This is a genomic window from Rudaea sp. (assembly GCF_036383415.1).
In the GTDB taxonomy this organism is placed as follows: Bacteria; Pseudomonadota; Gammaproteobacteria; order Xanthomonadales; family Rhodanobacteraceae; genus Rudaea.
Window position 1 is genome coordinate 1 of the sequence record NZ_DASVOK010000019.1, and the last position, 13,053, is coordinate 13,053.

Sequence of the window (13,053 nt, forward strand, 5' to 3'; positions counted from 1 at the left end):
ATGTCGACGCCCGCACCGCCGCCGGCACCGCCGGCGCCGCCCGCGGCTCCGGTCGACATCGCACCGAGCGAGAACATCAGCTACCGCAAGATGCGTCCGCCGAAGTATCCGCCGCAGGCCGTGCGCGAACATCACACGGGCAAGGTGATACTGAAGGTGCTGATCGCCACGGACGGATCGCCGAAGGAAATCACGGTGGAGAAATCCTCCGGCTATCGCGAACTCGACCAGGCCGCGATTGCAGCAGCGAAGACTTGGATGTTTAATCCGGGAAGCAAGGGTGGCCAGCCCTACGAGGGCTACGCGCTCATCCCGGTTGATTTCACCTTGGCAGATTGATTTGACGTGACGGTAGCCGGCGATTCCGGCGGAATTTCAGAACCACAAACTTAAGGGTAAGGTCATGTTACAAGAAGCAGCTTCCGCTCCGGTTGCCGGGCAAGGCAACGCCGCCGCTCTGACGCAGATGGGTTTCGAACATCTGCTGCACAACTTCGACACCTTGGGTCTGGTTGTGTTCATCACGCTCGTGATCATGTCGCTGGGCTCGGTATTCTTCATCATCGTCAACGCATGGCGCATGTTCAACATCCGCCGCCGCGGCGACGCCGTGCGTGAGCAGTTCTTCGAGACCAAGTCGCTGACCGATGCCCGGCGTCATCTCGAAGAGCAGCCGGGCTGGGAGCCGTTCTCGAAGATCGCGCTTGACGTCACCACGGCCGCCGAACAGCACAGCTCCGCCCAGGGCAGCCGCTTGGCCGAGACGCTGAATCGTTCCGAATACGTCGACCGCGCGCTGCGCCAGGGCGTTGCCCGCGAGAGCGGCCGTCTCGAGACGGGTCTGACTTGGCTCGCGACCACGGGTTCGACCGCGCCGTTCGTCGGCCTGCTCGGCACCGTGTGGGGCATCTACCACGCCCTGCTCAAGATCGGTGCGAGCGGCAACGCGTCGATGGACGCCGTCGCCGGCCCGGTCGGTGAAGCGCTGATCATGACCACGATCGGTCTCGGCGTCGCCATCCCGGCGGTGCTCGCCTACAACGTGTTCAACCGTGCCAACCGCGTGACGCTCGGCAAGTTCGACGAGTTCGCGCACGACCTGCACGACTTCTTCGTCAGCGGCACCAAGTAAGGATTTGCAGTCATGGCAATGAGTGCGGGCGGCAGCACCGGTGGCATCATGGCGGAGATCAACGTTACGCCGCTGGTCGACGTGATGCTGGTGCTGCTGATCATCTTCATGATCACCACGCAGTTGGCCCAGCCCAAGATCAAGGTCGAGTTGCCGCAAGGCACCTTGCTTGCGCCGCCGACCGACACGCCGCCAGTGCCGCCGGTGACGGTCGCCGTCCGTCAGGACGGCACGATCTACTGGAACGACGAGCAGGTGACCGAAGCTGGACTGGTCGCGCAGCTGCGCGTCGTCGCCCCGCAGGCCATGCAGCCGGAAGTCCAGATTCGCGCCGACAAGGACACCGAGTACCAGCTCGTCGCCAACGTCATGACCCAGGCGAAGAACCAGGGCATGGTCAAGGTCGGCTTCATCACCACGCCGCAGCACGCCGGCCAGTAAACGTTTGACGAGAAAGCATCATGGCATTCAGTTCAGGTAGCAGCGGCGGGGCAATGTCGGACATCAACGTGACGCCGCTCGTCGACGTCATGCTCGTGTTGCTGATCATCTTCATGATCACGGCGCCGATGCTGACCCACCGCATCAAGATCGACCTGCCGCAGCCGACCAACAACCCGCCGCCGCAGATCGAAAATCCGCCCGATCCGATCACGCTGTCGGTGCGTTCCAGCGGGCAGTATTACTGGAACGACCAGCTCGTCTCCGAAGAGCAGCTGCAGCAGATGATGACGGTGACGTCGAAGAAGAATCCGCAGCCCGAGCTGCAGATCCAGGCCGACAAGACGGCGAAATACCAGCTAGTCGCGACCGTGATGGCCGACGCGAAGAACGCCGGCATGACCAAGATCGGTTTCCAGCCGCCGCGCGGCTCGGGGCAGTAATCCAGCTCCGCTAGCCAGCATCAAGATCAACGCCGCAGCAATGCGGCGTTTTCTTTTGCGCTAACGAAAATCATGAAAGTGGCGGTGCACTGCGTCGGCAAGCACTCACCGCGCTACTCTGGATGCGCACGCCTCGTGCCCAACGGAGATCGTAATGGCTGCCTTTGCGCTCGAACGCGAACCCGCGGGATTCGCGCAGATCAACGTCACTCCGCTCGTCGACGTCATGCTCGTGTTGCTCGTGATCTTCATGATCACGGCGCCACTGTTGACGCACAAGCTCGCACTCGACTTCTCGCATTGCAGTGTCAACTGTCCGACCGTGGCCGATCCGGTCAAGCTTTCGATCAAGCAGACCGGCGAGCTGTACTGGAACGGCGTTGCCCTCAATCACGCCGAACTCGCGGGCAATCTCGCGGTGCTCGCGCAACAGGATGATCCGCCGATGCTGACCTTGCACCCCGAAGCGCGCACGAAATACGAACGCATCACCGAAGTGCTCGTCATGGCGAAGAACGCGAAGCTGCGTCGTATCAGCGTAGATAGCGCAGAGCGATGAGCGTCAGCCGGCGAGGATGCGCAAATACGCCTTGACCGTTGCATCGAGTCCCGCGTACAGCGCCTCGCCGATCAACGCGTGGCCGATCGACACCTCGGCAAGCTGCGGGATCGCAGCCTTGAGCGCGCCGAGGTTCGCCTGGCTCAGATCGTGTCCGGCGTTGACTCCGAGTCCCGCCGCCTGCGCGCGTTCGGCGCAGGTCACGCACAGCGCGAGTTCGCGCGCATGGTCACCGCGCGCGAACGCCTCGGCGTAGGGGCCAGTGTAGATTTCCACGCGATCGGCACCGATCTCTGCCGCGCGTTCGACGTCGATTACATCCATGTCGACGAACAGGCTCACGCGCGCGCCGAGCTGCTTCAACGCCGCGACCAGCGGCTTCAGTCGCGCGGCATCGGCACGCAGATCGAAGCCATGGTCGGAGGTGAGCTGCGCATCGCCATCCGGCACGAGCGTGCACTGCGTCGGCCGTGTCTGCTCGACGAGCTTGAGCAGGCCGGGGTGGCTGCCGCGCGCCGGGGCAAAGCCATTGCCTTCGATGTTGTATTCGACGGCATCGCCGATCCTTGCCTTCAACGCGCGTACGTCGTCGGGACGAATGTGGCGCTGATCGGGACGCGGATGCACGGTGATGCCGGCGGCACCGGCCGCAACGCAGGCATCGGCCGCGGCGCAGATATCCGGTTCGTCGCCGCCGCGCGAATTGCGCAGCACGGCGATCTTGTTGACGTTGACGCTCAAAACGGTCATCGGTGGAATCTCAGGGAACGGGACGGCGCACCGGCACGGCTTCGCGCGAGGCACCAGCCAGCTCTAAATGGAGCTTCGCGACGCGCCCTTGCGTATCGCGCAGCAAGCGCAGGTCGAGCACGCCCTCTGCATCCGTGTAGCGGTCGGGTGCATAGGCAAAAATACTTCGCCGTTCGCCAAGCGTCCACTGCAGCGTCAGTCCGTGCTCAGATGATGCGATGCGCAGCCAGTTCGCATCGTCGAGGCGGTAGTCGCCAGCCACCGTGTCGCGCGCGGCGGCAGTCGTTGCGATCGGCGTGCGCGTGAGTCTGGGCGCGCGCATGCTCAGGCGCGCGGCGCTGACGTTGCTGTTACCAGCGTGCAACACGAGGCCGTTGACATCGTCGATGCCGCGCATGAAGGTCACGCCGAGCGTACCACTGTCGGCGACGAACACGTCCTTGTCGGCAGCGCGCAGGCGCCGCGGAAATTCGCCGGGCAGCTGCAGGCTCAACCTGTTCGCGGTGACGCGCACGACGGCTTCGTTACCAGTGGTAATTTGATACAGACCGGGATAGTCGTCGAGACGGTTGGTCGCGATGACATCCGATGCGCGCGGCGCCGGAGGAGGCGCACTGTCCGCCAGCCACGCCATGCCGAGCGCGGCCACGTCCTCGGACGCGTTGCCGAGCAGGACGATCGCCCGCTGCCGGTCGGTGCGAAAACCGACGAAGCTCGCAAATCCGGCGGTACGGCTCGCGCGCCAGACCAGTGGCCAGGTGGCCGCACCGTTGCTCTTCTCGCGCACGTTCCAGCCAAAACCGATCTGGTCTACCGGACCCATCGCCTGCGGCTGGCGCGCGAGCAGCAGCGCCGGGCGCAGAGTCGAGTCCTCGGGAGTCAGGTTGCGCTGCAGGAAGGCAAGCATGTCGGGCAGGCTCGCGCGCAAACCGGCAGCGCCCGCCAGCACGCCGTAGTGCCAGTGCGGGACGATCGCGCCGTGCGCGTGGCCGGGCAACAAGTTGCCGCCGTCCGTGAACGAAACATGCTGCAAGCCGAGCGGAGCCAGTACCTTGCTCGCCAGCGCCTCCGTGTATGCCGTCTGGTAAACGCGCCCGAGCAAGTGGCCGAGCAGGCCGGCGTTGAGCACGGAATAGGAATCGGTGGTCTCGCCTGTCTCGCCGGACCCGTGCTGAAACGCGAGTAGGGCGAGCAGGTCTTCGGCCGCATAGACGGCATAGGGATCGTCAAGATCGTCGGGGAACAGATTCGCGGGCTGCGCGGGCAGTACGGAATGTTGCGTCGCCAGCTGCGCGAGGGTGATCTTGCCCAGACGCGCATCCGCGAACGGAAACGAGGGCGGCAGGAACTTCTCGACCGGGTCGGAAAAACGCAGCTTGCCTTCGACTGCCGCCTGCGCGAGCAGGATGCCGGTGAATACTTCGCTGACCGCGCCGAGTTCGAACAGGCTGTCGTCGTCGGCCGGCTTCGATTGCGCGCCGTCGCGATGACCGAAATAGAACGTGCCGCTGCGCTTGCCGTCGATCACGCCGACCGCGACGCTGGCGTAGGCGCCGTTGGCGACGCCGCTTTCGATCGCGTCGCTGAATGCGCTGGAAAGCAGGGGCGGTTCGACGGGCTTGCGTGCGGCTGCGGCCGGCATCGATGCAATCCACAGAGCGGCGCACAGCACGCCCGCCCACGATCGATGCGCGCAGAGAAAACCCATGCGCCAAGAATAGCGCATGGGTTGTAATCGAAAGAGTGTGACGATCAAAGATCCACGTCCTTGTGGAGGAGACCCTGTGAGGGAGTGCCTACTCAGACACACAAGCCCGGGAAAAGTTCGGCACCAAGCAACCCTCGATCCGATCGGGTCAGCTTACGGACAGGTTTCCGCCACTTCCTTCCACACTACCGGATCCCAATAACCGCCGGTGGTGAACTCGTTCGTGCGTCGCTCGTTGAAATGGGCGGCGATCATGACGGTCGTGTTCGGCTTCACCGTGATGGTCAGCGGCTTGGGCTTGCTGCGGAAATTCAGCGCGGCGAGTTCGGAGACGCCGACCAGGCGGCGAGTCGGAATCTGCTCGCGCACGAGCAGCTCGTGAGTGCCGGCGGCCACGCGATAGTTCCTCGCGCCGGTCGGGCCCGGCGTGGTGCCATCGACGAGTTCGATCGTGGCGCCGAACAGCTGCTGCTGGCGCGGCGCCAGATCCTGCAGGCTGATGCGACCGCAGCCGCTCGTCGGAGTTTGTCCCGGGGGGTCGACTGCCGCAGTGGCCATCGTGCCGAGCACGACATGCAGCGCCGGCAACTGCACGCTCTGCAGCGGCCCGTTCAACGCAAGCTCGGTGCCGCCGCGGCGCACATCGAGCTGCACAGCGGCTTCGGCCGGCAGCGCATCGATGCTCGACTTCAAGGTCGTCGCCGCGAGCGCGCGACCGTCGCCATCGGCGCCGAGCTCGCGCAGTGAATGGCCGTTCACCGCGACGATCACGTCGCCTGGACGCACGCCGAGATGCTCGGCGGTGCTGTCCGGTGCGGTGCCGAGCACGCGCAGGCCATCGCGCGCATTCGCCGCGCTGGTCGCGTCGACGAGCAGGCCGAGGTTGACCGAGCGCTGCGCGGGCACGGCGATATCGAGCGCGACCTGTTCCGGATGCGCGCCGAGCGCGCCGGTCGTGGCCAGGCGCGCTAGGGTCTGGCGCATCTCCTCGCGCACGCGCTGGGCGACGGCCGGCGAAACGCCGCTGCTATCGCTGGTGACCGTGGCGAGCGTGGGTGGCGTGGCCGTGTCGGTGGCAAAGGCGGCGTGGATGCAGCCGAGCAGGGCGATCAAACCGAAGGTGCGTGGCATGGCGAAGGTCCTCATCAAATGCGGGTCAGGGTCAACCCTTCCCTGCGCGCCGCAATCAGCGCATCGAGCAGTTCGCTGCGGCGCTTCCACAGCGGCACAAGTTGACCGACGGGGTTCTTGTGTTCGTAAGCCGTCTGCAGGCGGCGGTCGATCTCGGCGAGTTCGCTCGTTGCCGGATCGGCATCGAAAGCGACGCTGGTCGCGGCAGGGGTGTGGCTCTCGTGTTGCATGGCCAGCAACTGCAGTTCGAGCGCCTGCGCACGTGCCTGCCAGTCGATCTCGGGCGCGGCAGACGGCGCGTGCAGGCTGCGCAGCGCGACAGCGCCGGCCAGCGCGACACAGAACATGCTGCCCACCGCGAGACGACGCAGGCGCCGCCGCCGACTGCGCACGTCATGCGCGGCCTCGATGCGTGTCCACAGATCGGCGGGTGGTTGCGGCTGTGCATCGCCGATGCGCTGCAGGACGGCGTTCACCGCTTCAATGGATTTGGCGTCGGTACCAGTCATGACTCAGGTCTCCGCTTGCGACTCGGCAACGCTGGCGTGCAACCGCTGCAGTCCGCGCGCAAGGATGGATTTCGAATAGCTCTCGCTCTGCCCGAACAGCCTGGCGATTTCCGTATGCGTGTAGCCTTCGAGTTCGTGTAAAACCACGATCGCCCGCGCGCGAGTCGGCAGGCGCTGCAGCAGCGCGGCCGCGTCGAGTTTCTGCGCGGGGTTGGCCTCGATGGCGTCGGCCGCGGCGAACATCGCCTCGGGATCAGCGTCGACGAAGCGTTTGTTCCTGCGCAGCTGATCGATCGCCGCATTCGCGGTCATGCGCTTGAGCCACGCGCCGAACGGCGCATCGCCGCGATAGCTGCGTATGGTCTCGATCAGTTTCAAGAACACCTCCTGTACCAGATCCTCGGCCTGCGCGGTGTTGCCGGTCAGCCGCAACGCAAGGCCGTAACACGGCTGGCCGAAGCGCGCATACAGCGTCGCGAATGCCCGCATGTCGCCACGCTGGGCGCGCGCAAGCACGCTCGCTTCGATGATCTGCGCGAAACCGGTAAGGGGGGCGAGGCCACTCATGTCGGTGTTCGCGTTGCGATTCATCGACTTCAGGACGCGCAAGACGTGTGGATCGTCGCAGTCGCAGCGGCATCGGCGGCGACGAACGCGCGCAATTTCATCTCCACTCCGCGCCAGGCCAATGCACCGGTGACGCCGGGCAGCGGCGACAGACGCACCACTTGCCACTGCTCTGGTGTCCCCGCCTCGTCGGCCACGTGCACGAGGCGGCGCGTCGCGCCGGCGGCATCGAGCCCGAAGCCGACGCGATCAAGGCCGAAGGCGATGCCGCGGCCGATCGCCTTGAGCACGGCCTCCTTCGCGCTCCACAGGTCGATAAAGCCGCGCGCGAGATCGTCGGCGGGCAGCGCCGCAAGCGCGGCCGTTTCCTCGGTGGTGAAGTAACGGTGGGCGATCTCGAGCCAGGGACGCCTGCGTGCGCCACGTTCGACGTCGACACCGAGCGCCTGCGCGCGACTCAGTCCGATCAGCAAGGTCTCGCCACTGTGGGAAAGATTGAACTGCAGCGCGCCGTCGGCGAGGCGAGGCTTGCCGGCATCGTCGCGTTCGATGCGCAGGTCACCGGATTCGACGCCGAGATAAGCGGCGAGCGTCTGGTGCAGGCACTGTTGCGTGGCGGATCTGGCCGCGACGCCGCTGCCGCAATGTGGAAAAATCCACAAATGGATTTCATCGTCGCCGAGTTCGATCGGTGGCGTGGCGGCGATGAAATCGGATTCGCGTAGCGTGCGCATGGCCCATGCTTGGCCATGCGCTGCGTTGCGTCAAGCCGTCAGCGGATCAGGCGCGTGTCGACGAGGTTCTTCACGACCGATGGATCTGCTAGGGTCGAGATATCGCCAAGCTGGTCCGGTGCGTTCTCGGCGATCTTGCGCAGGATGCGGCGCATGATCTTGCCCGAGCGCGTCTTCGGCAGGCCCGGCGCCCACTGCAGATGGTCGGGCGTGGCGATCGGGCCGATTTCCTTGCGCACATGCGCGATCAGCTCCTTGCGCAGCGCGTCTGTTGGTTCCACACCCGCCTTGAGGGTGACGTAGGCGTAGATGCCCTGGCCCTTGATGTCGTGCGGGCAGCCGACCACGGCGGCTTCAGCCACGGCGTGATGGCCGACCAGCGCGCTCTCGACTTCGGCCGTACCCATGCGGTGGCCGGAGACGTTGATCACGTCGTCGACACGGCCTGTGATCCAGTAGTAACCGTCGCCGTCGCGGCGTGCGCCGTCGCCGGTGAAGTAGCTGCCAGGATAGGTCTTGAAGTAGGTCTCGATGAAGCGCTCGTGGTCGCCGTAGACGGTGCGCATCTGGCCGGGCCACGAATCCTTGATGATCAGATTGCCCTCGGTTTCGCCTTCGAGCACGACGCCGTTCGCGTCGACCAGGGCCGGTTGCACGCCGAAGAAAGGCTTGGTCGCCGAACCGGGCTTGGTCGGAATTGCGCCCGGCAGCGGAGTGATCAGAATGCCGCCGGTTTCAGTCTGCCACCAGGTATCGACGATCGGGCAGCGGCCGTCGCCGATGACATGGTAGTACCACTCCCAGGCTTCGGGGTTGATCGGTTCGCCGACCGAACCCAACAGCCGCAAAGACGTCCGTTTGGTTTTCTTCACCGGCGCTTCGCCTTCGCGCATCAGTGCGCGGATCGCGGTCGGCGCGGTGTAGAACAGCGTGACCTGGTGCTTGTCGATCACTTCCCAGAAGCGCGACACGTCCGGATAGTTCGGAATGCCTTCGAACATCAGCGAAGTCGCGCCGTTCGCGAGCGGACCGTAGACGATGTAGCTGTGCCCGGTCACCCAGCCGACGTCGGCCGTGCACCAGTACACGTCGTCCTCGCGTACGTCGAACACGCATTCGTGGGTGTAGCTCGCGAACACACCGTAGCCACCGGTCGTGTGCAGTACGCCTTTCGGCTTGCCGGTCGAGCCCGAGGTGTAGAGGATAAACAGCGGATCCTCGGCGTTCATCGGCTCGGGCGGGCAGTCCGTGCTCTGCTCGGCCACAAGCGCATCCCACCAGCGGTCGCGCGGTGCCTGCATCGGCACCGGGCTGCCGGTACGCTTGATCACGAGCACGGTCTCGACGCTGTTGGTGCCCGGCTTCTTCAGCGCCTCGTCGACGTTGACCTTGAGCGGCACCTTCTTGCCGCCACGCAGGCCTTCGTCGGCGGTAATGACGACCTTCGAGGTGCAATCGGCGATGCGTCCGGCGATCGAATCGGGCGAGAAGCCGCCGAACACGATCGAGTGGATCGCGCCGATGCGCGCGCAGGCAAGCATCGCCACCGCAGCCTCGGGAATCATCGGCAGGTAGATCGTCACGCGATCGCCCTTCTTCACGCCGAGGTTCTTGAGCAGGTTCGCCGCGCGGCAGACCTGTTCGTGCAGCTCGCGATAGGTCACGCGCTTGGATTCGGACGGATCGTCTCCCTCCCACAGGATCGCGGTCTTGTCGCCGCGCTTGGCCAGATGCCGGTCGAGGCAGTTCGCTGACAGATTGAGCGTGCCGTCCTGGAACCAGCGGATGTGCAGGTCTTTCGCATCGAAGGACACGTCCTTCACCTTGGTGTACGGCGTGATCCAGTCGAGGCGCTTGCCGATGCGGCCCCAGAAACCCTCAGGGTCCTTCACCGATTCGGCGTAATCCTTCTCGTATTGGGCGGCGTTGACGCGCGCCCTGGCCGCGACGTCCGCGGGCACCGGATAGGTCTTGGACATGGCTCTTTCCTTATCTTGCTGCAGGGTACGGGATGGCAACTTTGCCGCTTTTGGCCAGCGCCGGAATCGGACCTTGGTCCAACTGACTGTGTCTTCCGGCCGCGGCGATACTGCGACTCGCGATTCTACGCTCGCGGCACTATGTCGCGCCGGGGACGCCGTAATCGGTGTACCAGACAACAACGACCGGGGAGATGAGGTATGGCTACGACTATGCAAGGCGGCGCCGCGTCGCTGACCAGCCAGCACGTACGCGTGATCGGCGCGTCAAGTTTGGGCACGGTGTTCGAGTGGTATGACTTCTATTTGTACGGCGCACTCGGCGGCATCATCGCGACGAACTTCTTTGCTGGTTTCAATCCGACGACGCAGGTGATCTTCACTTGGCTTGCGTTCGCTGCGGGTTTCGCAGTGCGCCCCTTCGGAGCGCTGGTGTTCGGCCGTCTCGGCGATTTGGTCGGCCGCAAATACACTTTCTTGATCACGATCGTGATCATGGGCCTGTCGACAGCCTTGGTCGGGTTCATCCCGACTTACCAGTCGATAGGCATGGCTGCACCAATCATATTGATTTCCCTGCGGCTGCTGCAGGGTCTCGCACTCGGCGGCGAATACGGGGGTGCAGCGACCTACGTCGCCGAACATGCTCCTCCCGGCAAGCGTGGCGCCTACACGAGCTGGATCCAGACTACGGCGACCTTGGGCTTGTTCTTGTCGCTGATCGTGTTGTTGATCGTGCGCAACAGCATGAGCAAGGAAGCATTTGGCGACTGGGGTTGGCGCGTGCCGTTCTGGATTTCGATCGGCCTGCTGATCATCTCGATTTACATCCGCTTGCAACTCAGCGAGTCGCCGCTGTTTCAGCAAATGAAAGCGGAGGGCAAGGGCTCCAAGGCGCCACTTACCGAAAGCTTTGGCAACTGGTCAAACGGCAAGATCGTCCTGCTTGCCCTGTTCGGCGCGACCGCAGGCCAGGCCGTGGTCTGGTACGGCGGGCAGTTCTATGCCCGCGCATTCCTCAGCACGCTCAAAGTCGATCCGAACACGGTCGACATGCTGGTGGCCACGGCGCTGCTCGTAGGGTCGGTGTTCTTCATCGTGTTCGGGGTGCTTTCCGACAAGATTGGACGCAAGGTCATCGTGATGGCCGGTTGCCTGCTCGCTGCGCTGACCTATTTCCCGGTATTCAAGGCGATCACCCACTATGCCAATCCCGCGCTGGAAGCAGCGACCGTGAATAGTCCGGTGACGATCACCGTGGACCCAGCCGATTGCTCGCCTCAGTTCGACCCGGTCGGCGCATCCAAATTCACGAGCTCCTGCGACGTGGCTGTGAGCAAGATCGTCAAGGCAGGCATTTCCTACACCAAGGTTGCCGCGCCGGCTGGCACGGTCGCGAGCGTCAAGGTCGGCGACGCTGCTCCTATCGCCTCATATGACGGTTCAGCGGCTGACGCCAAGGACAAGAGCAAGAATTTCAACGACGCGGTTGATGCCGCGCTCAAGACAGCCGGCTATCCGGCCAAGGCCGATGATGCGGCGATCAACAAGCCGATGGTCTGGCTTTTGTTGTTCTATCTCGTGATCCTTGTGACCATGGTTTATGGGCCGATAGCAGCATGGCTGGTCGAGATGTTCCCGACTAAGATCCGCTACACCTCGATGAGCCTGCCCTACCACATTGGCAACGGCTGGTTCGGCGGCTTCCTGCCCGCAACCGCCTTTGCCTTGGTTGCCTCCAGTGGCAACCAGTACTCGGGCCTGTGGTATCCGGTGATCGTCGCGCTCGGCACCTTCGTCATCGGCTCGCTGTTCCTGCGCGAGACCAAGGACGTCGATATCACGAAGTGATTCGCCGGCGACGAGAAGAAAAAAAGGCCGGGAGCAGCACTCCCGGCCTTTTTGCTACAAGGCGGATATCGTCGCTAGGCCCGCTTCACTAGACGGATGACGAGAAGCAGGATGATCGCACCGATCGCCGAGGTAATGATCTGGCCGATGATGCCGCCTCCGATCGAGAAATTCAGCACGTGCGCGCACAGCCAGCCGGCGATGAGGCCGCCAAGGATGCCCACGATGATGTCGCCGATCAGTCCGAACCCGCCGCCTTTCACGACGACGCCGGCCAGCCAGCCAGCAATGCCGCCTACGATCAGATAAATGATGAACTCCATACCGTGCTCCCGGATAGCGGTCGGCCGACCGCAACGGGATTGTGCGCTTTGCGATACGGTCATCAAAACGCAGCGCAACAAATCAGGCAGGGCCGTTCGGGTCCGTGTCGGCTCTGTGATCCGGCGCGATGATCGGCTGAGGTGACACCGCGGCTCCCGATTTGGCCAGATTGGCCTTCGCGCGCAGCGCGCTGATTTCCGGATCGATGATCAAAGCCGCTTCCGGTTGCGCGGTCGACGCGATCCGCGCCGCCGCGAGCGAGAGGCCGCAGCCGAGCAAACCGCCGCAGCCGAGGACGAGGCCGATACCCATCAGGCTCGGCGACCCTGTCGTGAACGCGACGGCGAATGCGACTATGGTGACGACGAGCAAGATCCAGCGCATGGCAATTCCCTCTGGGCTGGTGCATGCTGCCACAAGCTGCAATGGATGGTGAAGACGAGTCGGCGGAGTGGCGGTATTTGCGCGACCGATGGCTGCGAACCGCCGATCACGGCAGGTTCATCGATGCGCACTAAATTTGACAGTGCGACCGACGGATGGCCGCTTTTTGATCTTCGCGGTCAGGGACGATCGCACTAAAATACGTGGGTCGATATCGCGTCCGGCAACCGGAGGGCGGTCATGGAACATCTGCAACAGCTTGCGCTCGCGAGCGGCCTGGCCTGGGCCAGCGGCATCCGTCTTTACGCCGCGATCTTCATCGTCGGCCTGCTCGGCCGGCTCGGCTACGTCCAGTTACCGACCGATCTGACCCTGCTCGAACACAACTGGGTGCTCGGCGCCTCGGGCATCATGCTCGTCGCCGAATTTCTCGCCGACAAGGTGCCTGGCTTCGATTCGATCTGGGATTCGATCCACACCTTCATCCGCATCCCGATCGGTGCGCTGCTCGCCTGGGGCGCGATGGGCGATCAGGCGCCCG

Annotated in this window: 16 protein-coding genes; 7 read left to right on the forward strand and 9 right to left on the reverse strand. The window is 64.2% G+C overall.

The window, feature by feature from the left end; translation table 11 throughout:
- The 5 genes from VF497_RS00600 to VF497_RS00620 all read left to right on the forward strand — a co-directional run.
- The coding region (locus VF497_RS00600) for an energy transducer TonB (protein WP_249352538.1) at positions 1-339 on the forward strand (339 nt) is incomplete at its 5' end.
- A gap of 64 nt (positions 340-403) precedes the next feature.
- Complete coding sequence (locus VF497_RS00605) at positions 404-1,132, forward strand: MotA/TolQ/ExbB proton channel family protein (RefSeq protein ID WP_330885219.1); 729 nt, start codon at positions 404-406, stop codon at positions 1,130-1,132.
- A 12-nt stretch (positions 1,133-1,144) separates the two neighbouring features.
- On the forward strand, positions 1,145-1,573 hold the full coding sequence (locus VF497_RS00610) for a biopolymer transporter ExbD (protein WP_330885221.1): 429 nt from the start codon (positions 1,145-1,147) through the stop codon (positions 1,571-1,573).
- Positions 1,574-1,593: 20 nt separating this feature from the next.
- Positions 1,594-2,016 (forward strand): biopolymer transporter ExbD, encoded by a 423-nt coding sequence (locus VF497_RS00615; protein ID WP_330885223.1) that lies wholly within the window; start codon positions 1,594-1,596, stop codon positions 2,014-2,016.
- Positions 2,017-2,170: 154 nt separating this feature from the next.
- Positions 2,171-2,575 carry an ExbD/TolR family protein gene (locus tag VF497_RS00620; protein ID WP_330885225.1) on the forward strand — a complete coding sequence of 135 codons (405 nt, stop codon included), beginning with the start codon at positions 2,171-2,173 and terminating at the stop codon, positions 2,573-2,575.
- A gap of 3 nt (positions 2,576-2,578) precedes the next feature.
- Here the strand turns inward: VF497_RS00620 and VF497_RS00625 are convergent, their stop codons facing one another.
- The 7 genes from VF497_RS00625 to acs all read right to left on the reverse strand — a co-directional run bounded on the left by VF497_RS00625 (position 2,579) and on the right by acs (position 9,953).
- Positions 2,579-3,325, reverse strand: a complete 747-nt coding sequence (locus VF497_RS00625) for a pyridoxine 5'-phosphate synthase (RefSeq protein ID WP_330885227.1) — start codon at positions 3,323-3,325, stop codon at positions 2,579-2,581.
- A 10-nt stretch (positions 3,326-3,335) separates the two neighbouring features.
- Positions 3,336-4,967 (reverse strand): serine hydrolase domain-containing protein, encoded by a 1,632-nt coding sequence (locus tag VF497_RS00630; RefSeq protein WP_330885229.1) that lies wholly within the window; start codon positions 4,965-4,967, stop codon positions 3,336-3,338.
- Between the two features lie 219 nt (positions 4,968-5,186).
- On the reverse strand, positions 5,187-6,164 hold the full coding sequence (locus tag VF497_RS00635) for a PDZ domain-containing protein (RefSeq protein ID WP_330885231.1): 978 nt from the start codon (positions 6,162-6,164) through the stop codon (positions 5,187-5,189).
- Positions 6,165-6,178: 14 nt separating this feature from the next.
- Entirely contained in the window at positions 6,179-6,673 is a 495-nt protein-coding gene (locus VF497_RS00640) for a hypothetical protein (protein WP_330885233.1), read from the reverse strand.
- A gap of 3 nt (positions 6,674-6,676) precedes the next feature.
- Positions 6,677-7,264, reverse strand: a complete 588-nt coding sequence (locus VF497_RS00645; protein WP_330885235.1) for an RNA polymerase sigma factor — start codon at positions 7,262-7,264, stop codon at positions 6,677-6,679.
- A gap of 5 nt (positions 7,265-7,269) precedes the next feature.
- A complete protein-coding gene (locus VF497_RS00650; protein ID WP_330885237.1) occupies positions 7,270-7,974 on the reverse strand; it encodes a 4'-phosphopantetheinyl transferase family protein in 705 nt (234 codons plus the stop codon).
- Between the two features lie 38 nt (positions 7,975-8,012).
- A complete protein-coding gene (gene acs, locus VF497_RS00655; RefSeq protein WP_330885239.1) occupies positions 8,013-9,953 on the reverse strand; it encodes an acetate--CoA ligase in 1,941 nt (646 codons plus the stop codon).
- Between the two features lie 201 nt (positions 9,954-10,154).
- Here acs and VF497_RS00660 point away from each other — a divergent pair, with 201 nt between their 5' ends.
- Positions 10,155-11,804 carry an MFS transporter gene (locus tag VF497_RS00660; protein ID WP_330885241.1) on the forward strand — a complete coding sequence of 550 codons (1,650 nt, stop codon included), beginning with the start codon at positions 10,155-10,157 and terminating at the stop codon, positions 11,802-11,804.
- Positions 11,805-11,878: 74 nt separating this feature from the next.
- On the opposite strand, the gene VF497_RS00665 is transcribed toward VF497_RS00660, so the two are convergent.
- Together VF497_RS00665 and VF497_RS00670 are read right to left on the reverse strand one after the other, a co-directional pair.
- The gene (locus VF497_RS00665; RefSeq protein WP_330885243.1) at positions 11,879-12,127 is read right to left on the reverse strand and encodes a GlsB/YeaQ/YmgE family stress response membrane protein; all 249 of its coding nucleotides are present in this window, start codon (positions 12,125-12,127) and stop codon (positions 11,879-11,881) included.
- An 82-nt stretch (positions 12,128-12,209) separates the two neighbouring features.
- Entirely contained in the window at positions 12,210-12,500 is a 291-nt protein-coding gene (locus VF497_RS00670) for a hypothetical protein (RefSeq protein ID WP_330885245.1), read from the reverse strand.
- 252 nt (positions 12,501-12,752) lie between these two features.
- Between VF497_RS00670 and VF497_RS00675 the strand changes: the two genes are divergently transcribed.
- Positions 12,753-13,053 (forward strand): DUF4126 domain-containing protein (locus tag VF497_RS00675; RefSeq protein ID WP_330885247.1); only part of this gene is annotated, 301 nt, incomplete at its 3' end.

Excerpts from the sequence above, each read along its gene's own strand:
- VF497_RS00605 (WP_330885219.1), top strand. The coding sequence starts at position 404 with ATGTTACAAGAAGCAGCTTCCGCTCCGGTTGCCGGGCAAGGCAACGCC.
- VF497_RS00610 (WP_330885221.1), top strand. The coding sequence starts at position 1,145 with ATGGCAATGAGTGCGGGCGGCAGCACCGGTGGCATCATGGCGGAGATC.
- VF497_RS00615 (WP_330885223.1), top strand. The coding sequence starts at position 1,594 with ATGGCATTCAGTTCAGGTAGCAGCGGCGGGGCAATGTCGGACATCAAC.
- VF497_RS00620 (WP_330885225.1), top strand. The coding sequence starts at position 2,171 with ATGGCTGCCTTTGCGCTCGAACGCGAACCCGCGGGATTCGCGCAGATC.
- VF497_RS00625 (WP_330885227.1), bottom strand. The coding sequence starts at position 3,325 with ATGACCGTTTTGAGCGTCAACGTCAACAAGATCGCCGTGCTGCGCAAT.
- VF497_RS00630 (WP_330885229.1), bottom strand. The coding sequence starts at position 4,967 with ATGCCGGCCGCAGCCGCACGCAAGCCCGTCGAACCGCCCCTGCTTTCC.
- VF497_RS00635 (WP_330885231.1), bottom strand. The coding sequence starts at position 6,164 with ATGCCACGCACCTTCGGTTTGATCGCCCTGCTCGGCTGCATCCACGCC.
- VF497_RS00640 (WP_330885233.1), bottom strand. The coding sequence starts at position 6,673 with ATGACTGGTACCGACGCCAAATCCATTGAAGCGGTGAACGCCGTCCTG.
- VF497_RS00645 (WP_330885235.1), bottom strand. The coding sequence starts at position 7,264 with ATGAATCGCAACGCGAACACCGACATGAGTGGCCTCGCCCCCCTTACC.
- VF497_RS00650 (WP_330885237.1), bottom strand. The coding sequence starts at position 7,974 with ATGCGCACGCTACGCGAATCCGATTTCATCGCCGCCACGCCACCGATC.
- acs (WP_330885239.1), bottom strand. The coding sequence starts at position 9,953 with ATGTCCAAGACCTATCCGGTGCCCGCGGACGTCGCGGCCAGGGCGCGC.
- VF497_RS00660 (WP_330885241.1), top strand. The coding sequence starts at position 10,155 with ATGGCTACGACTATGCAAGGCGGCGCCGCGTCGCTGACCAGCCAGCAC.
- VF497_RS00665 (WP_330885243.1), bottom strand. The coding sequence starts at position 12,127 with ATGGAGTTCATCATTTATCTGATCGTAGGCGGCATTGCTGGCTGGCTG.